The organism is Chitinophaga niastensis (assembly GCF_003014755.1).
Lineage (GTDB): Bacteria > Bacteroidota > Bacteroidia > Chitinophagales > Chitinophagaceae > Chitinophaga > Chitinophaga niastensis.
The window spans coordinates 1-20181 of sequence record NZ_PYAW01000002.1 but is presented as its reverse complement, the minus strand read 5'-3'; the positions used below and the strand labels follow the sequence as shown (position 1 = coordinate 20181).

At 42.0% G+C, this 20181-nt stretch carries 12 protein-coding genes and 2 rRNA genes; 4 read left to right on the top strand and 10 right to left on the bottom strand.

The annotated features are described in order from the left end of the window. Positions 1-98 precede the first annotated feature (98 nt). Positions 99-2684: a bifunctional YncE family protein/alkaline phosphatase family protein gene (locus CLV51_RS08615; RefSeq protein WP_106527648.1), complete on the top strand. Its 2586-nt coding sequence runs from the start codon at positions 99-101 to the stop codon at positions 2682-2684. Between the two features lie 344 nt (positions 2685-3028). Here CLV51_RS08615 and CLV51_RS08610 read toward each other — a convergent pair whose 3' ends face one another. From CLV51_RS08610 to CLV51_RS08575, 8 genes are all read right to left on the bottom strand, one after another. After that, positions 3029-5008, bottom strand: coding sequence for a SusD/RagB family nutrient-binding outer membrane lipoprotein (locus tag CLV51_RS08610; RefSeq protein ID WP_106527647.1), 1980 nt, complete (start codon positions 5006-5008; stop codon positions 3029-3031). Between the two features lie 11 nt (positions 5009-5019). After that, on the bottom strand, positions 5020-8352 hold the full coding sequence (locus tag CLV51_RS08605) for a SusC/RagA family TonB-linked outer membrane protein (RefSeq protein WP_106527646.1): 3333 nt from the start codon (positions 8350-8352) through the stop codon (positions 5020-5022). Between the two features lie 100 nt (positions 8353-8452). Further along, positions 8453-8710 carry a hypothetical protein gene (locus tag CLV51_RS08600; protein ID WP_106527645.1) on the bottom strand — a complete coding sequence of 86 codons (258 nt, stop codon included), beginning with the start codon at positions 8708-8710 and terminating at the stop codon, positions 8453-8455. A gap of 861 nt (positions 8711-9571) precedes the next feature. Continuing rightward, positions 9572-10954: a tRNA uridine-5-carboxymethylaminomethyl(34) synthesis GTPase MnmE gene (mnmE, locus tag CLV51_RS08595; protein ID WP_106527644.1), complete on the bottom strand. Its 1383-nt coding sequence runs from the start codon at positions 10952-10954 to the stop codon at positions 9572-9574. Positions 10955-11096: 142 nt separating this feature from the next. After that, positions 11097-11933, bottom strand: a complete 837-nt coding sequence (locus tag CLV51_RS08590; RefSeq protein WP_106527643.1) for an energy transducer TonB — start codon at positions 11931-11933, stop codon at positions 11097-11099. 47 nt (positions 11934-11980) lie between these two features. Further along, positions 11981-12571 carry an ExbD/TolR family protein gene (locus CLV51_RS08585; protein ID WP_106527642.1) on the bottom strand — a complete coding sequence of 197 codons (591 nt, stop codon included), beginning with the start codon at positions 12569-12571 and terminating at the stop codon, positions 11981-11983. A 64-nt stretch (positions 12572-12635) separates the two neighbouring features. Further along, positions 12636-13295 carry an ExbD/TolR family protein gene (locus CLV51_RS08580; protein ID WP_106527641.1) on the bottom strand — a complete coding sequence of 220 codons (660 nt, stop codon included), beginning with the start codon at positions 13293-13295 and terminating at the stop codon, positions 12636-12638. A gap of 69 nt (positions 13296-13364) precedes the next feature. Then, complete coding sequence (locus CLV51_RS08575) at positions 13365-14216, bottom strand: MotA/TolQ/ExbB proton channel family protein (protein WP_106527640.1); 852 nt, start codon at positions 14214-14216, stop codon at positions 13365-13367. A gap of 744 nt (positions 14217-14960) precedes the next feature. On the opposite strand from CLV51_RS08575, the gene CLV51_RS08570 reads away from it, so the two are divergent. The 3 genes from CLV51_RS08570 (at position 14961) to CLV51_RS08560 (ending at position 19564) form a co-directional block, all read left to right on the top strand. Next, positions 14961-17522: a zinc-dependent metalloprotease gene (locus tag CLV51_RS08570; protein ID WP_106527639.1), complete on the top strand. Its 2562-nt coding sequence runs from the start codon at positions 14961-14963 to the stop codon at positions 17520-17522. Between the two features lie 145 nt (positions 17523-17667). Then, positions 17668-18693, top strand: coding sequence for a LacI family DNA-binding transcriptional regulator (locus CLV51_RS08565; RefSeq protein WP_106527638.1), 1026 nt, complete (start codon positions 17668-17670; stop codon positions 18691-18693). 58 nt (positions 18694-18751) lie between these two features. Beyond that, positions 18752-19564, top strand: a complete 813-nt coding sequence (locus CLV51_RS08560; RefSeq protein ID WP_106527637.1) for a hypothetical protein — start codon at positions 18752-18754, stop codon at positions 19562-19564. A 167-nt stretch (positions 19565-19731) separates the two neighbouring features. On the opposite strand, the gene rrf (CLV51_RS08555) is transcribed toward CLV51_RS08560, so the two are convergent. Together rrf (CLV51_RS08555) and rrf (CLV51_RS08550) are read right to left on the bottom strand one after the other, a co-directional pair. Continuing rightward, a 5S ribosomal RNA gene (gene rrf / locus CLV51_RS08555) occupies positions 19732-19843 on the bottom strand. A gap of 253 nt (positions 19844-20096) precedes the next feature. Next, positions 20097-20181: ribosomal RNA gene (rrf, locus tag CLV51_RS08550) — 5S ribosomal RNA — on the bottom strand; the annotation flags it as partial.

The following is a 20181-nucleotide window of genomic DNA, read 5'->3' as shown; positions in this document are numbered from 1 at the left end:
TTCATCCAGAGTTGAACCCGCCACTGTATTTTTAAGTCCGCAACCAAATTCCAGGATGCGTTCTTTAATAACATTTCATTTCAATAATTACCAAAAATATGATGAAGACGGGACAGCATTTTTTTCCAAAAATCATTTTTGCTTGCTTTTTACTGGCCACGCAGAACATCCAGGCGCAGGTAACGGCACCGCACAAGGATATCAGAAAACCTGTAGATACTACCCGGAGCTATTCTTTGGCCGGCGATAAACTGCTGGCAAATGGTCAGATACTGAATCCCGCAGGGCAAAGCCTTAACTTAACAAAAGGAACCAGGGTATTGAACCTGGAATTCGCGCATCAACAACATATACTCATCACGAAAACCAACGGACAGTTGACTTTTATTGATGCAAAAGACTTTAAAACACTTAGTAACATTGGCTATCCCGACAAGGAATCAGGATCTATGAATGGCCTTGCCGTGGATGACAACGATTCTACTATTTATTTTACCGGGCTGCAAAAGAATTTATATGTAGGCAATGTTAGCAGATCGGGCACATTTACGTTGACAAAGAAAATCGACCTATCCGCTAATAATAAAAAGACCAACCCATTGGGAATTGGATTATGCAAAAATAATATCGCCTTCGTTGCCCTTGCTATTACAAATGAAATTGCCGTTGTTGACCTAGCCCTGGGCAAGGTATTAAACACGATCCCGGTAGGCGTTTGTCCTTATGCTGTTATCATCAGTAAAGACAAAAAACTCGCATTCGTGAGCAATTTCGGGGGCCCACATCCTGGGAAAGGAGATAGAACAGAAAAATCGGCAGGAACAGACGTCGCAGTGGATGAACGATCTGTGGCACTGCGAGGCTCCGTTACCGTAATTGATATTCAGTCAAGAAAAAAGATTACTGAGATTGCCACCCGCATCCACCCGGAATCAATGACACTATCTCCTGAAGGCAAATTACTTTATGTGACGGATGATAGTGGTGACGGCATTAGTGTGATAGATATCAGGACCTTAAAAGTCGTACATACCATCAGCACCAAACCAGATCCTTCTCTTCCCTATGGCAGCCTGACAACGGCACTGGCATTCAGCGCCGACGGGAAAACGTTACTCGCAGCCAATGCCGGCAATAATTCAATTGCACTCATAGATCCGAAATTCCCACAGAAAGCTCCTTATGGCTTTATTGCAGCGGGAGGCTTTCCGGGAACGATAGGCATTGCCGGAAATAATTTATTTATTGGCAATGTGACGGCCTTGAAAGGACAGATCCAAAAAGTGACACTTCCCGGTAATCAAGCGGAGTTAGACACCTATACAACTGAAGCCAGCAAAGGATTTCATTTTATAGAATTACTAAGAGCACAGGCCGGCACCAATTTAAGCGCTAAGCCTAAACCCGTCCCTGATCATCTCGGGGAACCATCTTCTATAAAACACGTAGTATATATTATTAAAGAGAATAAAAAATTTGACCAGGTATTAGGCGATTTTGGAAAAGGCAACTGCGATCCCAAACTGGTGGAATTTGGAAAAGAGGTAACCCCCAACACGCACGAACTTGCCAAACAATTTGTGCTGCTGGACAATTACTATTGTAATGGTGTCAATTCGAGTGATGGGCACCAATGGGCCATCCAGGGAATTACTACTCCCTACCATGAAAAAGATTTTTCAAATGGTCATTGCGCCTACGATTTTGGAACAGATCCGCTATCTTATGCAGGTTGTGGCTTCATTTGGAATCACTTACTGCGCAAAGGCATTTCGTTCAGAAATTTTGGAGAAACAGATCTTGCTGAAATAACCAAAGGAAAGACCTGGACCGATGTATATAACGCCTGGAAAAATAAAAACGATTCTGCCCGGTACCAATGCTCATACGCGATGAAAAGCCTGGAGAAATACAGCGACTTGCGTTATCCCGGCTGGAACATGAATATTACCGATCAGGTCAGAGCAGACGTATTCATCAAAGCGCTGAAGGAATACGAGGCCGCAGGCAGTCTCCCTGAATTTATGATCATTTATTTACCCAATGATCATACCAGTGGGTATAGCGAGGAGACGCCCACCCCCCGCGCCTATGTAACAGACAATGACTGGGCAACAGGCAGAGTAGTGGAAGCGCTGTCGAAAAGTTCCTTCTGGAAGGATATGGCTATATTCATCAATGAAGACGATCCTCAAAGTGGTACCGATCATGTGGATGGACACCGTTCCTACTGCCTGGTGGCAGGACCTCAGGTAAAACGTGATACTATCATCAGTCATTTTTACAATCAGTCATCCGTATTGCATACCATCTGCCAGATATTCGGGGTACAACCTATGAACCAACTGGTGGCAACAGCTCCATTAATGACAGCGTGCTTTACACAAGATCCTGACTATACAGCCTATAATTGCCTGACGCCATCCATCCCCATCAATGAGCTGAATCCCCCCAAGAACATGATCAAAAGTAAAACCACCGCCAGGTTAGCACCGATGACGCAAAAAATGGATTTCTCTAAACCGGATCTGATCGATAAAGATGCTTTATTATTCAGTGAATACGTATGGTCCACCATACACGGCGATAAACCCTTTCCAAAAGCGTATTTTGGTGCGCATCAAAAAGGTTTAAAAGCACTCGGCCTGAAAGCAGACGCCAAATCCAGGGAAGATAATGATTAAAGAAAATGTAGGATCTATGCTGTTCTGAAAATATTTCAGAACAGCATAGATCCTACGCCATCAACAACAGTGAAGAACCTACCAGCCTCAAGTCAGACCAACATTGCTGAAATTTTTTGATGTTTACTTTTTATTCAACCTGCTTTCTTCGCTTCCAGCCCCGCCTTTTTTTTCGGTTGCTTTTACTACAAAAACAATAAAGCCGCACAATGGCGGCCTTATTGTTGTCTTTCACATTGCTATTAAACCACCGGCTATGTTTGTTTCACCTGCCGGGAGATCTTGTTTTACACATTTTATTTTTGAGATGTTCTCTTTTTTTGTGTTTTCAAGACCACTTATTCTTATTCCAATGCATTCTTCCATTTGGTAGTACGGCCTGTAAACCATACCGGGAGATCCGGATTATTAGAAGGACTAATAATTGACCAACCTTCTGGATCGGAAGCCTGAACGCTACTTGGATAAGTCATTCTTTCTTTCCACTTGAATATTTCATACATGGAAGCCGGATTGGTACCCAGGTATTTAATTAACCTGCGGGCAGCGGTATAGGGCACTTCAAAGTTCAACATATTGTAATGCAGTTGAAGCTGATTAAAAATTGCCTGAACTTTTTGATTGGCTGACATAGCATCAAATTTCTGCGCTGCATTCTCCGCATAAACACTTGCATTATATTCCATTGCAGGCTTGGCATTGATTCTCGAATCATCCATGGTTGTTGGCATGGCCGGTAAAGTTGTCTTAGAATATTGATTTGAGTTATTCAATTCATACCAATATTTGCAGGATAAGATAATCGCATTCTTGTAGTGATCGCGGGCAGCACCATTCAGCTGACCGAAACCTCTTACTGCCGCTTCAGCCAGTGAAAGCTCTGTTTCAACCGCATGGATGGTTGGATATTTTAGTGCAAAGTTGAATTGCGGGCGAACATTGTACTCGGCAACCAGGTTGTTTGCTGTACCTACGTTCCCATCATTGTCATCGCCATTGGCAACGGCGCTGCGAAGTGCATTTAACAGGAATGACTCTCGTTTACTCAGATCTGCTTTTGACGCTGCATCCAATTGGATTGACTTATTTACGCCATAATTAAAGGTTGTTTTTGAAATATCGGTCAAAATAGGATCGTTGATGTAGTAGCCACGCAAAACTTGATTTAAATAACTATTTGGATCCTTATTGCCATCCCATTTTGTATCAACCCCCAGGTATCTGCCACTCCAGTCCGGAGCGAAGATATAAGCAACACGTGGGTCAACAGTACCATTCGATAAACCTGTTGCGGAATTATCACCGCTAAAATAGGATAACGTTTGTCCGTTTATCACTTTACTGCCCATGGTTGGCTGACAATACATCACGTCCTGCAGGAATTTCTTCCCGGCATGGCAATCACCCCCCCTTTCCCTGAAAGCACGTGTAATACCTAATTCGTTACAAATACGATTCAATGCAATAACGGCTATATCGGCCACACCAGCCACATCGTTATAGTCGCTCAGCAAGGGCTTGCCTTGCAGGTCGGTAAGCACCTGTGTTGTGAGCGCAGGCAAAACTTCGCTTACATTCATGGCACAGCGCAACCTTAATGAATTAATATACTTACGCCATTTTAAAATATTTCCGCCAAAAATGATATCCTGTTGGTTAAATGATGCCTGCTCGGTAGCAGAAAGTGTCAGCGTTGTCAGCACTGCTTCTGCGTTTTTAAAATCGCTGATTATTTTCGGATAGATGTCCGATTGGCCCAGGTATTTTGCCTTAATGCCATCAAGCCCGCCTGCTGAACCTGTTTCTATGTAGGGGATCTTATCGTACATGTCGGTTGCCCTTTGGTAGGCATAACCTTTCAAAACATGCAGTAAGGTGATATACAGACTATCTAAATTAGTCCGTTTAGCTTGTGGCGTGTTGTTGTATTCACGTTGGGCCCAAAGTATGGGCGTAATCCATTGCGTATTAACAAAGTTAAAAACAGATTCGTTAAAACCGCCTGTGCCCCAGTCATGCTCAACATCTTTGAGCGCGTAAGGAGCCCCTTCAGTAGTGGTGTTATAAACCTGGATGGCATTTGCCATAGTCCTCTCTCCACTTCTTACCTGGTGGTAAACAGAACCATAATCACCACTCAGGAAGAATCCCTGGGTTAGTTGAGAAGTGAAGAAGCCGGCAATAACGCTTACTCCGGACTTATCAGCCATATCTTTCGAATAACCATCAGGATTTTGATATAAGTCATCCAGTTTCTTCTTACATGCCACAGAAGATAGTAACAACGTAAGCAAGAAAAATGATTTCAAATGTATGTATTTCATCTTAGTTGTTTTTAGAATTTAGTTTTGATAGAAATACCTATTGAACGCTGTGATGGTAATGCAGTTGTTCCATAGGAACCCACGCCCCAGCCTGTGCCGTTAGTTGATTCAGGTGTTGAATTTGGTGCAGCTTTGTAGAGGTAAGCTACATTGTTTGCAAAAACTGATACTATCAGGCTGCTCATGCGGATCTTGTGAGAAATCTTTGAGCTCAAAGTGTAATCGATGGCTACATTACGCAGTGCTACGTAATCGCTTTTAAAGATCCTGTCTTCAGGGAAGAAGCCATTTGAAAAATAAGAATCGTAATAATAATTATCAGCAGAAACCACTTTAGTGTTCTGTTTGCCATCAGTGCCAACACCATCCAATATCACACCGTCGTGAAAGGTTGGTCCATTAGGGTTTGTACCTGCCACTTTCTTAGAATTTGCATCTAAATAATAAGCAGCTCCACCGTGTGCCGCATCTCTATATTTCAATGTTTCGTTTAACGCACCGGCTGCCATCATATAGGTTTCTGAGCCTGACAGGAAAGTAGCGCCAAACTGGTAGTCTATATTTGCAATAAGACGTATATTTTTGTAGGCAAAAGAATTGAAAAGTCCTCCTGTTACATCAGGAATTGTTTTGCCGATCAATTTTGCTGTGCTCTTATAGTCATAGGCCGATCCAGCAGCATTTACCACTTTTTTTCCATTGTTTGGATCTTTTGAATCATTGGGATTGTTGTAAGTGTAGGTTGACTTAGTCAGGTAAATCTGACCATATTCCTGACCTACATTAGCCACCGTATTCACTGCGCCGAATGAATTCCACAATGTGAGAGACTGCAGTTTGCCATCCAGTTTTTCAACATAAGTTTTACCGTGTGCAAACATCAGGTTCACATCCCACTCAAAATTTTTCGTTAAAATTGGTTTTGTTTTAATAGCCAACTCCCATCCTTTGTTCATCACGTTACCAGCATTCATACGAACATTTTTAACACCCATTCCCGGAGGTGCAGCTACCGCCATGATCTGGTCGTAGATATTTGATTTGTAATAAGAGAAGTCCACACCAATTCTTCTGTTTTGGAACAGGTAAGTTTCAAAACCTACTTCAAATTCACGCTTACGCTCAGGTTTTAAATTTGGATTGCCGTTGGCATCCATTGGAGGAAGATCGGATGGAGGAGTCAACACATAGCCACCACCAGTTTGAGAGGTAGCATAGTTCACGTTGCTGAAATAGCGTGGACCCGGACGACCTACATCCGCCCATGATGCCCTTACTTTGGCATATTCAAACATTGCCGGCAATTTCAGGCTTTCGCTAAAGATCCATGCTGCACTTATACCAGGGTAGAAATAACTATTCTGATTTGGAGGCAAAATAGATGACCAGTCTTGTCTCGCCTGGGCTTCTATATACACCTGGTTTCTCCATGCCAACTGTGCTGACGCCAATAAGCTATATAACATATCCTGCCCGTTGGTAAACTGGTACTGAGGCTGCACACCTAATGGTAAATTATTAAATGAGAAATAGTTAGGAATAACAAGCTGTCCGTAACCATTCACAGATGCACCTTTCCCTTCTGTGTAATTTTTTCTGATTACTCCACCCACAAAACCAGACAAATCAAAATCACTATTTATTTTGGTATTGAAGTTAAGCATACCCTGGCCATAGGTATTCTTGTAGATATTCGTTACATCACTGTACATGAAACCACTATTAGGCCCTATTAACTGCGGATCTAACAATTTACCTTTATATTCATTCCTCTCCGTGCTATAATCTATCCCTCCCATTAATGTGGCACTAAATATATTGGTGAGTTTTATATCAGCAGATAACGACTGGATATTGTGCAGTCTTGTAAAAATAGATTGATTCTGGAGCTGATCCCAGAGATAACCTACTACTCCCTTCCTGCCATTGGAGATTAAATTTCTCTGGCTTGGATTGGCAAAGTAATTATATCCATCAGGCGTCAGCAAATGCGACTTTAACAAGCCTACATTGATATCAGCGCTAAATGCCCCAATCTCTGCCTGCTGACCTTCCCCGTTCATTGTACTCAGGTTGGCAGCATTCAGGTTTTTGGAAATATAAAAGTTACCAGTATATTTAAGGGTGATGTTATCGTTTAACTTGTATGACGTATTAAGACTAAAAGTATTTTTGTTATAATCTGAACCTGGCCTGATCGGCGTCATACTTAAATTAGTGTATGAAAAACGGATCTGTCCCTGATCGTTCCCCCCACTTAAAGCCACATTTGTTGTGTTTTGATGCCCGGTTTGGTAAAGATCATTATAGATATTTTTGGTTTGTGCCTGCCATGGTCTTTCTACACCATCCCACCATATAAGCTTCACGCTTGGGTCGAATTTTGGTCCAAATGCAGCCGCTCCAAAACCATCTCCAAATGTAGTTGCCAGCGCCCTTTTTCCATTCGCATCAAGATAATATCCCTGAGCGTCATTCCTTGAGTTACTGGGACTGGAGCCTGTTCCATATTCATTTTGTAATTTAGGAAGGAACGCTGCGCGATCCCATGAAGTTGTATAAGAAGCCGCCACTCCCAGGCCTTTCCCTTTGGTGCCGCTTTTAGTGGTAATCAGCACAACACCATTGGCACCTTCACTACCGTATAGTACGGATGCTTTAGCTCCTTTCAAAATTTCCATAGAAGCAATGTCATCAGGGTTGATGTCGTTAATACCGGTTCCATTATCACGATCAGTAGCCCCGTACCCCATTTGCGTATTCTGGTCGTGAATGGGAACACCATCTACAACAATAAGTGGACGCGTTGATGAATTTTGATCAAAAGATACCGCATTACGAATGTTGATTTTCATTCCAGCAGAAGGACCGGCTGCCGTAGCTGCAACCTGCACACCGGGTGCAGCCCCGTAGAGTGCCTGTAAAGCATTGGTAGGTGTACCGCTGGCCATAATCCTGTCATTATCGATTTTAGACACCGCATAACCTAACGCTTTAGATTGTTTTTTGATACCCAAGGCAGTAACAACTACCTCTTCAGTACTCCGGATACTGGCCACCAGCGTTATCTGCATAGAAGATGTGGCCTGCAATTCCTGGGTTACAAACCCAACATAAGAAATAACCAGTTTGGCATCTGGTTTTACATTGATGGTAAAGCTACCTCCCTTGCCGGTCGGCACCCAATTGGATGTGCCTTTTTCGCTCACGGTAGCTCCTTCAAGAACATTGCCGGTTGCGTCCTTGATGGTGCCTGAAACCGTCATTTTTCCCTGCCCATAGGCAAACATGCTTCCTATGCAAAAGAGCATAAAAAGCAATAGACATCTTTTGGTTGACTGCATCGTTTTTAATTTTAAAAATTGAATAGAACTGATTTTGGTATAGTATTATAAATGGGAATCTTCTATGTAGAGTTGGCAGAGATAGTATTTTTTTGATGCGTTAGGCGGAACCAGTATTCCTGGGCAAGGCCAGCATTGGTTGGTTGTAAGACAGTAATAAGTCACCATATACAATGTTACACACGTTGTATATGGTACTATATGCACCACTCCCTCCAAATGACAAAGGATACTCAGCTTTGTTCAAGGTTTCAGCGCTATAACCTGTAAGACCGTTACCCACTCTTCCACGCAGTTTCAATCCCTGCTGATAATGGTTGGATCTATATGGGTACCATTTTGTATGTTCAGTACTCATTCTTTTAGTTCATACTTTTTTTGCAAAAGCAGTAGCTATTGCGCTATTTCATAACACAAAAACCAATGTTTGGCTGACTTGACTTATTAAAACGGAATAAAGGCGTCCTGCTTAAAAGACATCACTTATCGTTCACCAGCGCTACTGATGATATAAATATCTTAACGTGCATATACAAATAACAAATGATTGATAAAAAAAATCTGGCTATTTAGTGAAATTTGAATTTACAGTCTAGGAAATAAAATGTTGTAGGTTGATATGCGCTGGACGAAATATGCTAAACAGTCTTTAGTTAAACGTTTTAGCTATCAGTAAAAAAGAACTGATCCGCTTTTTCCTTTGCTCCTAATGCTCTTTTTCTTCTTTCTCAAACCTATATAAAGTTTTTCAAGTCGCGCAATTTTTTAACAACTTTTTTAGAAAGAAGTTAAGATAGAATTATTCTTTATTAAAATAGAACCATTAGTAAACCTATTAGAACCATTAGTAAACCTATCCGCCTAAATAAAGAAACGTTTAATAGTGTTTCGGGGGCCCGATTGTACTTAAATAAGGAGAATATTTGAAGCGTCGGAGAAGATGGGATCTCAGACCATCTTATCATTCAAATTTTAATACCTGTCATCCATATCGGTGGTCTCAACAGACCGGCTTACGTCTGGGATAACAATAATCTCAAATGCTTTTAACAGTTTTTCTTAAAAAAATCTGGAATTCCCGAATTTCTTCATAGTTAATTCCTGATTAACTTCTTTTTCTTTAACCTAAAAAGAACAGTGGGAAATATATAAAATTTATTCGGCTAAAATCGTTTACTGCATTGAGTTTGGGAAGAATAGGAAAAGTATAGGAACGCTCCTATTTGCCGATACAAAACTTACTAAAAATATAATCCAACCTATCTTCATTCGTCACCTCTCCTGTTATCTCTCCCAGGTAATGCAAACAAAGGCGTATATCCAACGACAATAAATCTCCCGGCAAACCATTATCCATTCCTTGTTTCACATCCTGCAATGACCTCAGCACTTCCTGTAATGCAGCATAATGACGAGCATTGGTAATGATGGTATCTTCTGTATTAATATCGCCGCCCATTACTTTTTGTACCAGTGCATCTTTCAGATCCTGGATATGTGCATGATTTTTTGCGGAGATAAAAAGAATATCAGGGATGTCTGCAAATTTAGTACGAACGGCTGCTTCGCCGGTTACATCTGTTTTATTACCTACCAGCAGATGATTAATGTTATCTGTTTTAAATGCGGCTACCTGATTACGTATATCCGTAGCAGTTAGTTCATTCACATCAAACAGGTAAACTACTACGCCTGCTTCTTTGATCTTCTCCATTGTCTTTTGCACGCCGATACTTTCAATAGTATCCATGCTTTCGCGGATGCCGGCAGTATCAATAAGACGGAACAATATCCCTTCAATATTTAATATCTCTTCAATAGTATCGCGGGTGGTGCCTGCAATTTCGCTAACGATTGCTCTGTTTTCGTTGAGGAGGGTATTCAGCAGGGTAGATTTTCCTGCATTGGGTTTACCTACAATAGCGGTATTAACACCATTCTTGATGACATTACCCATCCGGAAAGAATCTATCAGGTGTTGAAGCACGCTGGTAGCATTCGTTATAAGGGCATATAAGCCCGTACGATCGGCAAATTCCACATCTTCCTGGCTGAAGTCCAGCTCAAGCTCTATAAGGGCAGAAAAGGTAATTAATTGCTCGCGTAAGGCATGCAGTTCTTTTGAGAAGCCGCCACGCATTTGTTGCATCGCGGTTTGGTGTGAGGCGGCGGAGTTACTGGCTATCAGATCGGCTACTGATTCTGCCTGGGTAAGATCCAGCTTACCGTTCAGGAAGGCACGTTGGGTAAATTCACCCGGTTTAGCCAGGCGCGCCCCGGCTTGTATAGTGGCATCAATGATTTGTTGCTGTATGTAGGGGGAACCGTGACAGGAAATCTCTATAACATCTTCTCCGGTATAGGAACGCGGACCTTTATACAGGCTCACTACTACTTCATCAATTACACGGCCGGCGGCTACTATGCTGCCAAAATGCAGGGTGTGACTGGCCTCGAGGGTAAGGTCCCTGGCAGGAAATAATCCATTACAGATACTATAAGCATTACTGCCGCTGAGCCTTATCACCGCAATGGCACCCAAACCCGGCGCAGTAGCTACTGCCACAATGGTATCATCAAATCCTGTTAGTTTACCCAGCATACCTGTTTATTAATTTATCAATATTCCCAAAGGGCACAAATTTACACACAATCATACCGATCACCAATTATCCCAAAAATCAAAAGCCCCGTCTCAACGAAAGTTGAGACGGGGCTTTTGATTATAATGTTTTAATACAGTACTACTCTTGCAGCGTAAAGCGGATAGGGAGATTGAACTGTACAGAAACCTGGCGGCCATTTTGCTTACCAGCTTTCCATTTTGGCATGGTTCTCACCACACGAACAGCTTCTTCTTCCAGGCCACCGCCTTTTGCGGCACCTACTGTTTTTACATCTTTAATGTTACCTTCAGAATCTACGACGAACTGAACGAACACTGTACCGGAGATACCGTTTTCCTGCGCAACGCGTGGATAACGAATATTTTTACTCAGATACTTAGCCAGTGCTTCCTCTCCACCCGGGAAGGTTGGAGGTTGCTCTACGAAAGTGAAAATTTCCTCTTTAGCAGGAGCAGGAGGCGGGCCTACCACACCTGTACCTTTACTATCTTCCAGTAATCCCGGATCTACTCCGTTTGGATCACCTTCCACAGTTTTAGTACTGATGGCTTTGTCCTTAATGTCCTCGTGTTTAGGAGGTTCTTCATCCGGTGGTACTTCATTATCTTTCTTAATCACCGGAGGAGTGAACTGTACTGACGGTTTTACTGGTGGCGGCGGCGCTGGCGGTGGTGGAGGTGGAGGTGGAGTTTTCGGATCATCCGGCAACTTAACATCCTCCATCTTGATTTCCTGGATCACCGGCTTCTTGAGATTATTTCCCTCAGCCGCTTTAACCCACTGTGTTATCAGGTACGCTGCGAAGAATATAAAAAACAAAGACGCGGTTCCCAAAATGGCATTCCGCACACGCTTGTTATACTGCCTCCGCAAATCGTACGCCCCATATTCTTTATTCCTGCCGTCAAACAGGATATCAAGAAAATCGGACTTTAAGACTTTAGCAGAATCCATTGTTAATGTTTTATGATGGATGCAAAAAATTTATTAATTCCATAAGACTATTGAACGCCATTTGCTTTTTCAGTAGACTTGATCCAGTTTTTATCCTGGTCGCTGATGTCTACAGTAGCATAACGTTGTATCCTGTTGATCGCCATTTCGTCAAGGATATCCACGAAGTTCTTATAATTGGCGTCATCATCAGCCTTAATAATCACAACTACATCTTCTGGTTCACCTTTTGCATTTCTCAGTTTCGCAACTTCGTCCCGCTTTTTAATGATCTCTTCTCTGATTCCTCCTTTGTTGGCAAAAGATGTTGCCTTGAAGAACTCAGGATTAGCAGATGCATTCGGGTCTTGTGCTAAACCTTCGTAATAATAAACACGATCGTTTTTTCCAAGCAAGATGGTCAGGGCCGTACTTTCTTTTACTTTGTTCTGGTCCTTTTCATCCTTGGTATCTTTTGGCATGATCAAGTCCATTGTTTTGGGCTTGGACATGGTAGTGGTAAGCATGAAGAAGGTAATCAACAGAAAACCTAAATCCACCATGGGCGTCATATCTACACGGGTAGACTGTTTTTTGGATTTCGTTCCACCGTGTTTCTTCCCTTTCCCACCACTACTACTGGTATCCATTTCTGCCATAGTAGCCAATTTTATTTAGTTCTTAAATCAGCAGTCTTCCATATCAGGAAGCAATTACTGCCGTTTACTTTTTAGAAGCTCGTTGTTGCTCTTCCCACGCAGCGGTACCTTTAGGTGCTTCTTCCAGGTTTGTTACTAGGTTCAGCTTCTGGATATGTTTCTGTTTGAACGTTTCCAGAATTTCCTTGATCTTAGGATAAGGAGTTTGGTTATCAGCCTTGATGCAATACTTCAGCCTGCTGAAGTTAGTACCACCTTGCGCTGCGTTGCCATACTCAATCCAGGCGCCTAATTCATTATTAGCAGAATCTGTTGGGATACCTTTATCAAGTCCTGATCCTTTACGCTTTTCCTCACTCAGAGAAAGATACGCTTTCAGATCTTTGATAGGGGTGCCAACACTAGCTCCGGTTACAAAGTTTTTGATTTCTTTTTCATCCAGACCCAGTTTGTACTGCGTGTTCAGATCTTCTATCAGCTTTCTTCTTTTAGGCTGGCCATCCATACTGAAAAACACTCTGCCGTCCTTGTCTACTGTGAATAACAACACATCAGAATCAGGCAAAAGGGTTGTGTTAATAGAGGATGGAGTAACTACCGTTACCGGCTCATCCGGTTTGAACTTCGTTGCCAGCATAAAGAAGGTTAATAGCAGGAAAGCCACATCACACATTGCTGTCATGTCAATGGCGGTGCTTTTCCTTGGCATTTTAACTTTAGGCATCTTTACTCTGTTTTATGGTTTACTTTAAATAGATTCAAAACCGCTTACTTTCCACAAAATAATCTCAGATTATTTATGATTAGCAGCAAAGCTTTGTGTCAAAGTAAAGCCAGATTCGTCAATAGCGTAAGTGATGCTATCGATATTGGTAGTAAAGTAGTTGTACATTACAATCGCTACAGCGGAAGTACCGATACCCAGTGCAGTGTTGATCAATGCTTCAGAGATACCACCTGCCAGCTGTGCAGAGTCTGGTGCACCACCGGAAGACATTGCTGCGAACGCACGGATCATACCCAATACTGTACCGAACAGACCTAACAGGGTAGCTACGGATGCAATAGTAGACAGGAACACCAGGTTCTTTTCCATCATTGGCAATTCCAATGCAGTTGTTTCTTCAATTTCGTTTTTAATGGTCAGAATCTTCTGGTCTGTATCCAGTTCAGTATTTGAAACCATTTCTTTGTACTTTTTCAGACCAGCTTTCAGTACATTACCCACAGAACCTTGTTGCTTGTCACACTCAGCCAGTGCTGCATCTATATTGCGGTTAGCCAGGTGATACTGTACTTTACGTACCAGTTCAGAACCGCTGAATTTACCTTTTGCTTTTGACAGGTAAAGAAAACGCTCAATCACGAAAGTCAGACAAACCAGTAATACGGAGATGAGGATTGGTACGATCAAACCACCTTTGTAAACAGTAGCAAACCATTTGCCGATACCAGAATCAACCGGATGTCCTTCAGGATTGTTACCCTGGAAGTTGGCTGGGTTACCTAATACAAAAAAGTAAAACAGAAAACCTATCACTAAGCAGATAGGCACAGCCAACGTCGCGAACAGGTTGGATGACTTTTTAGGTTGATGAGAAGCCTTAGCTGTAGCTGCAGTCACAGTTGTTTTAGTCTCAGCCATGTTGATTGAAATTTTAGTGTTAAAAATTAAACTATTGTTTGTTAGAAGTTACTAATTACGCTTTACTGAAATGCCCCTCAGTACCCAATTTACTGTTTTAATCAGTGATTCGCAAAGTTATAAGGTTGACCCAAAAAAACAAGTGCAGCCCAAAAAAACCCACAAAAATTAACTTTCACACGCAAAAGCCCCATCACAAGGCTTTTTATCTCTCGTTTTTTTTAGAGCAAGCACTTACTTAAGCGAAAAAACCAATGTTGCAGCCTCTCAACTGATTGTTACTGTCCCTATGAATTGAAATCGTTTGATTTTTTTCAAAGTTGGACGCACAATTTAAGAAAAAATTCAAATGTTCCAACAGAAATCTTACAATTCTGATAACTTATTTATTTCCGCGCCAGTCAACAGTTTCGGCGGAAGCTAATTGCTTTTAGCATGCAACATCCATTATTTTCACACGCTTTAACTTCAAATTCAATACCGTTGCGGACATCATCTTCCCATAACTCATCTGCCCCATATAAACTTATTATTTCTTATAATAATAAATGCTTACATAAAATAGTTGCAGCGACAACTATTGTTTAGCCGCACACACTATCATTTCCTGTCGTTTTTTTTCCATTCCTATAGCCATTAATGCGCTTATGGATTTTCCTGATAAGTTAATACTTTATATACGTACTTGCAAAGCGTTTTGAAAAAAACATGTAAGTAACCAAAAACCAATTATTAAAAACAGTAATGAGCAACCCACTTCACAACAAACTCCTGATCGCCGTCACAGGCGCTATCTGTCTGGGCTCGGCAGCTTACAGCCCTGCAAATGCACAGCGGAAAAAACATTCCACCACACCTGCGTCAACTACTCCTGCTGCAACTAAAGATTCTACCGGTAAACCTCCCATGATCAAACCTGGCCCTAAACCAGGCGTGAAACCATTTGGCGAAGTAATCACCGATAAAGCAAAAGCTGATTCAGGTTTATTTAACATCTATAAACTGGATGACCACTTCTTTTTTGAAATCCCGGATTCCTTACTCGGAAGAGATATACTGGTTGTAAACCGTATATCCAAATCCGCCGCAGGACTACGTTCCCAGATGATGGGCTTCAGTGGTGATATCATCGGCGAGAATGTAATCCGATTCGAAAAAGGACCCAACAATCGCATCTTCCTGAAAAATATCTCCTACGCAGATGTTTCAAAAGACTCTACACAACCCATGTTTACGTCTGTGATGAACTCAAACCTGCAGCCTATCGTTGCCGCTTTTGATATCAAAGCATTCTCTAAAAATAACAATGGTAGTGTCGTTGATCTCACAGAATACATCAGCGGCGACAACGAAATACTATTCTTCGACGGTCAGGTGAAAAACGCGCTGAAACTCGGTGGCGTACAACCGGATAAATCTTACATCTCCGATGTAAAATCTTATCCGATGAACACCGAAATAAAAACAGTAAAAACATACAGCAAAAGCGGTGGTATGCCAATGCCAGGTATGCCGCCCGCTCCAGGCGGCAACGCTACTGTAGAACTAAACAGCTCCATCGTATTGCTGCCTGCAGTACCTATGCAGCCACGTTACTTTGATCCGCGTGTTGGCTACTTCACTACCGGTGTAACAGACTTTGATGCAGATCCACAAGGTGTTAAAAGATTACAAATGATCACCCGCTGGCGCCTGGAACCCAAACCGGAAGACATGGAAAAATACAAGCGCGGTGAACTGGTAGAACCTAAAAAACAAATCGTATTCTACATCGATCCGGCGACTCCTGAAAAATGGCGTAAATACCTGATCATGGGTGTAAACGACTGGCAGAGCGCTTTTGAACAAGCTGGTTTCAAGAATGCAATCATCGCTAAAATGGCACCTACCAAAGCTGAAGATTCTACCTGGTCTATCGAAGATGCAAGATTTTCTGCTATCGTATACAAACCTTCTGATGTACCTAATGCAAGCGGTCCGCACGTACACGATCCCCGCTCCGGTGAAATCATCGAAAGCCATATCAACTGGTATCATAACGTGATGCATTTACTGCGCAACTGGTACTTTGTACAGGCATCTCCAAATGATCCGCGTGCACGCAATATGCAATTCAGCGATGAACTCATGGGTGAACTCATCCGCTTTGTATCCTCTCATGAAGTAGGACATACACTAGGTTTGCGTCACAACTTCGGCTCCAGCTCAACTTATCCCGTTGAAAAACTACGCGATAAAGAATGGGTAAAGAAGAATGGTCATGCAGCCTCTATCATGGATTACGCACGCTTTAACTACGTAGCACAACCAGGTGATGGCATTAGTGGTGCTGACCTCTACCCACGTATCAACTTCTACGATAAATGGGCAATCGAATGGGGCTATAAACTACTTCCTGACGCTAAGAGTCCGGAAGCCGAAAAACCTATCCTGAATAAATGGACGGTAGAAAAACTGAAGGATAAAAAGTATTGGTTCGGTACCGAATCTAATCCTGATGATCCAAGATCACAGAATGAAGATCTGGGAGACAATGCTATGATAGCAAGTGGATACGGTATCAAAAATCTGCAACGTATTATGCCTAACCTCCTCACCTGGACGAAGGTAGAAAACGAAGGCTATTCCAACCTGGGTGAACTGTACAAAGAAGTAGCCGGTCAGTTTAGTCGTTATATGGGCCATGTAGCTAAAAACGTAGGCGGTATTTATGAAACTCCTAAAACAGTAGAACAGGATGGAGCTGTCTATGAATTTGTGCCAAAAGCAATACAAAAAGAGGCCATACAGTTCCTGAATAAACAGCTGTTCACTACACCTAAATGGTTACTGAACCAGGATTTGCTGAGCCGTATAGGCGGTGATGGACCATCTCTCATTCTCTCCCGTCAGGAACCAATACTGGACAGACTTATGGGTACCAATACCATCAATAAACTGATCAATGGTGAAGCAGCATTGGGTAGCCAGGCTTACCAGGCCAGTGATATGCTGAACGAGTTAAAAAAGAGCATTTTCACTGAAATATATGCGCATCAGCCGGTAGATGTTTACCGCAGAAATCTGCAACGCGCCTATGTGGATAACCTGACAGAACTGGTAGCACCTCCCGCACCTGCTAATCCGATGATGGGTGGTTATGCACCCTCCAATTCCTCCAGATCAGATGCTGCAGGCATTGGTCGTGCACAGCTCGTTGCACTCAGAACAGAACTACGCGCCGCTGCCGGAAGTGGTGATGCTATGACCCGCAATCATATACAGGACCTCATTGCACGTATCAATCGTGCCCTGGATCCTAAATAACGTATACGCATACACGAAAATAGAATGATCCCTTCCTGGTTATACCGGGAAGGGATCATTCATTATGGCTGAAACCAACTCTTATTTCTTTTCTTGAGGAAAATGCTTAATATAGCTGCATTATTTACACACGAAGCCTCAAAAAGTGAAAGATCGGACCAATAAAATAACGATTTACGATATTGCTCAGCAATTAAACCTGTCAGCATCCACGGTTTCACGCGCATTACAAAACAATCCACTCATCAATCTGGAAACGCGGGAAAGAGTGCAACTGGCAGCTACAGAACTGGGCTACGTCCCTAACTGGATAGCCTCCAGCCTGCGCAAGAAACGATCAAATATTCTTGGTCTGATTGTACCGCGCACATCTATGTACTTTCAGAGTACGGCTATCAGTGGTATTCAGCATGAAGCACATAAATATGGATTCAGTATTGTTATCGGCCAGTCGGATGAAACAGTGGCCATGGAAAAAGAGTTGGTACATACTTTTTACTCTTTGCGTGTAGACGGCCTCCTGGCGGTAGCCTCTATGTTTACTACTAATTTCGATCACTTCAGTCCATTCATTAAAAATAATATTCCACTGGTATTCTACGATCGTGTACCTACAGACTTCCAGGGCTATACCATCACCGGGGATGATTTCAAAGGTGGATTTCTGGCTACAGAACACCTGATAAAACAAGGCTGCAAACGTATTGCGCACTTCTCCGGCTTGCTCACCTGTAATCTTTATCAACAAAGATTGGCAGGCTACAAAGAAGCATTGGCAAAATACAATATTCCTTTTGATGAAGAGTTGGTATACATCCATGACCTTACTATGGATGCCGCTGCACTGGCTGCGCAACAACTATTTGACAAAGGCAATATACCCGATGGTATGTTTACAGCCAATGATAGTTCAGCTGTGGCATTCATCAAAGAAGCAAGGAACAGGAATATTGCTGTTCCCAAACAAATAAAGGTGGTAGGATACTCCAACGACCTGTCTTCCCGCATCATTTCTCCCTCATTAACCACTATTGAGCAATCTGGCTACAATATGGGACAAAAAGCAGTGGAAACGATCGTTCAGCTCATTAACCACGACGACACCGTTAAAGTGACTAAAAACTATATTTTCCCGGTAGAACTAATACTAAGAGAATCTTCTGCCTTGTAAAATCTTAAAACCCGGATTTACACGTACATACAGTAGCAATATCACAACCTACAACTTTATGAAACATCATTTTTACACAGGCCTGCTGCTATTAACAACAGCTGCCATATCTTCCTGTAATAAGCATATCTATGTACCAAATACGGTCAATGCCCCGTTACTAAAAGAGAAATATGAATTCAAAGGCAGCATTTCGCCTACTAATCTGCAAACAGCATTTGCGCTTACAGATAATATTGCCATAATGGCCAACGGGCAGTATGTATATGGTTTCAATTATACCGATACTAAAAATAACAACGATCTGTTTATAGACCACCAAACACGTGGTGGCGTTATTGAAGGAGCCATCGGCTTTTTCAAACCGCTCGATGTGAAGAAGAGAATGGTATTTGATGTATACGCTGGTTATGGTGGCGGAAGCTTTAAAACCCTGGCAGGAAATTATAATAATAATCCCAGTGCTAACGTTAACGACTATCTGCTAAGAAATCATTTCAGCAAAGTATTTATACAACCGGGGTTTGGCTTCGTGCATCCTGTTTTTGAAGCAGCATTTACGAGTCGTTTTTCCTTACTTAATTTTTACAACAGTACCATTGGGATAAAAGCATTTGAAAATGATGCTACTGGTCAGACCAATTTTATGCACATCAATGCAAAGCCGATAGCCTTTTATGAACCTGCATTCACTTTCCGTGTAGGTTATAAGTACGTGAAATTCCAGATGCAGCTGCAGGTTTCGGTACCCTTAAATGATAACACTTATAGCGGATATAATATCAATGAATATTTTCAGCCGGTGGCATTTGGAATGGGGGCTTCTGTTGATATTGCACACTGGTATGATAATTTCAGGAAAAGAAAATAACTGTTAAGAAATATATTTTAGATAGATAGAAGATCCGGGGTACATCCCGGATCTTTTTTTATTTTATACAGATGATTTTATGGGGAGATTTTTTGAGAGATGATTTTCCGGGAGAGTATATAAAACAAAGAAGCCTTAGTGTATAAACACTAAGGCTTCTTAAATAAGTATGGCAGCTACCTACTCTCCCGCATGATATTGCAGTACCATCGGCCATGAGGGGCTTAACTTCTCTGTTCGGAATGGGAAGAGGTGAACACCCTCGGCATAACCACCATAAGATCTTTCTTAATTAGTAAGATAATATATTGGGAAAGTTCCGAGCGAACTTTTGATATCGTAAATAACTTTAAACAGCTACGTGTTAAACTGGATTAAAGTGAATCATCCTGTACAGCTTTTCTGCTTAGATGTTTTCAATCCGCATGCTATTATAAAATAGTAGCAGGTTGAAGAATTATTGATCAGGAATGTCCTGAAAAATACAAAAACAAAGAAGCCTTAGTGAATAAACACTAAGGCTTCTTAATAAGTATGGCAGCTACCTACTCTCCCGCATGATATTGCAGTACCATCGGCCATGAGGGGCTTAACTTCTCTGTTCGGAATGGGAAGAG

Bases quoted from the DNA above. Each gene is read 5' to 3' on its own strand.
- CLV51_RS08615 (WP_106527648.1), top strand. From the start codon at position 99: ATGATGAAGACGGGACAGCATTTTTTTCCAAAAATCATTTTTGCTTGC.
- CLV51_RS08610 (WP_106527647.1), bottom strand. From the start codon at position 5,008: ATGAAATACATACATTTGAAATCATTTTTCTTGCTTACGTTGTTACTA.
- CLV51_RS08605 (WP_106527646.1), bottom strand. From the start codon at position 8,352: ATGCAGTCAACCAAAAGATGTCTATTGCTTTTTATGCTCTTTTGCATA.
- CLV51_RS08600 (WP_106527645.1), bottom strand. From the start codon at position 8,710: ATGAGTACTGAACATACAAAATGGTACCCATATAGATCCAACCATTAT.
- mnmE (WP_106527644.1), bottom strand. From the start codon at position 10,954: ATGCTGGGTAAACTAACAGGATTTGATGATACCATTGTGGCAGTAGCT.
- CLV51_RS08590 (WP_106527643.1), bottom strand. From the start codon at position 11,933: ATGGATTCTGCTAAAGTCTTAAAGTCCGATTTTCTTGATATCCTGTTT.
- CLV51_RS08585 (WP_106527642.1), bottom strand. From the start codon at position 12,571: ATGGCAGAAATGGATACCAGTAGTAGTGGTGGGAAAGGGAAGAAACAC.
- CLV51_RS08580 (WP_106527641.1), bottom strand. From the start codon at position 13,295: ATGCCTAAAGTTAAAATGCCAAGGAAAAGCACCGCCATTGACATGACA.
- CLV51_RS08575 (WP_106527640.1), bottom strand. From the start codon at position 14,216: ATGGCTGAGACTAAAACAACTGTGACTGCAGCTACAGCTAAGGCTTCT.
- CLV51_RS08570 (WP_106527639.1), top strand. From the start codon at position 14,961: ATGAGCAACCCACTTCACAACAAACTCCTGATCGCCGTCACAGGCGCT.
- CLV51_RS08560 (WP_106527637.1), top strand. From the start codon at position 18,752: ATGAAACATCATTTTTACACAGGCCTGCTGCTATTAACAACAGCTGCC.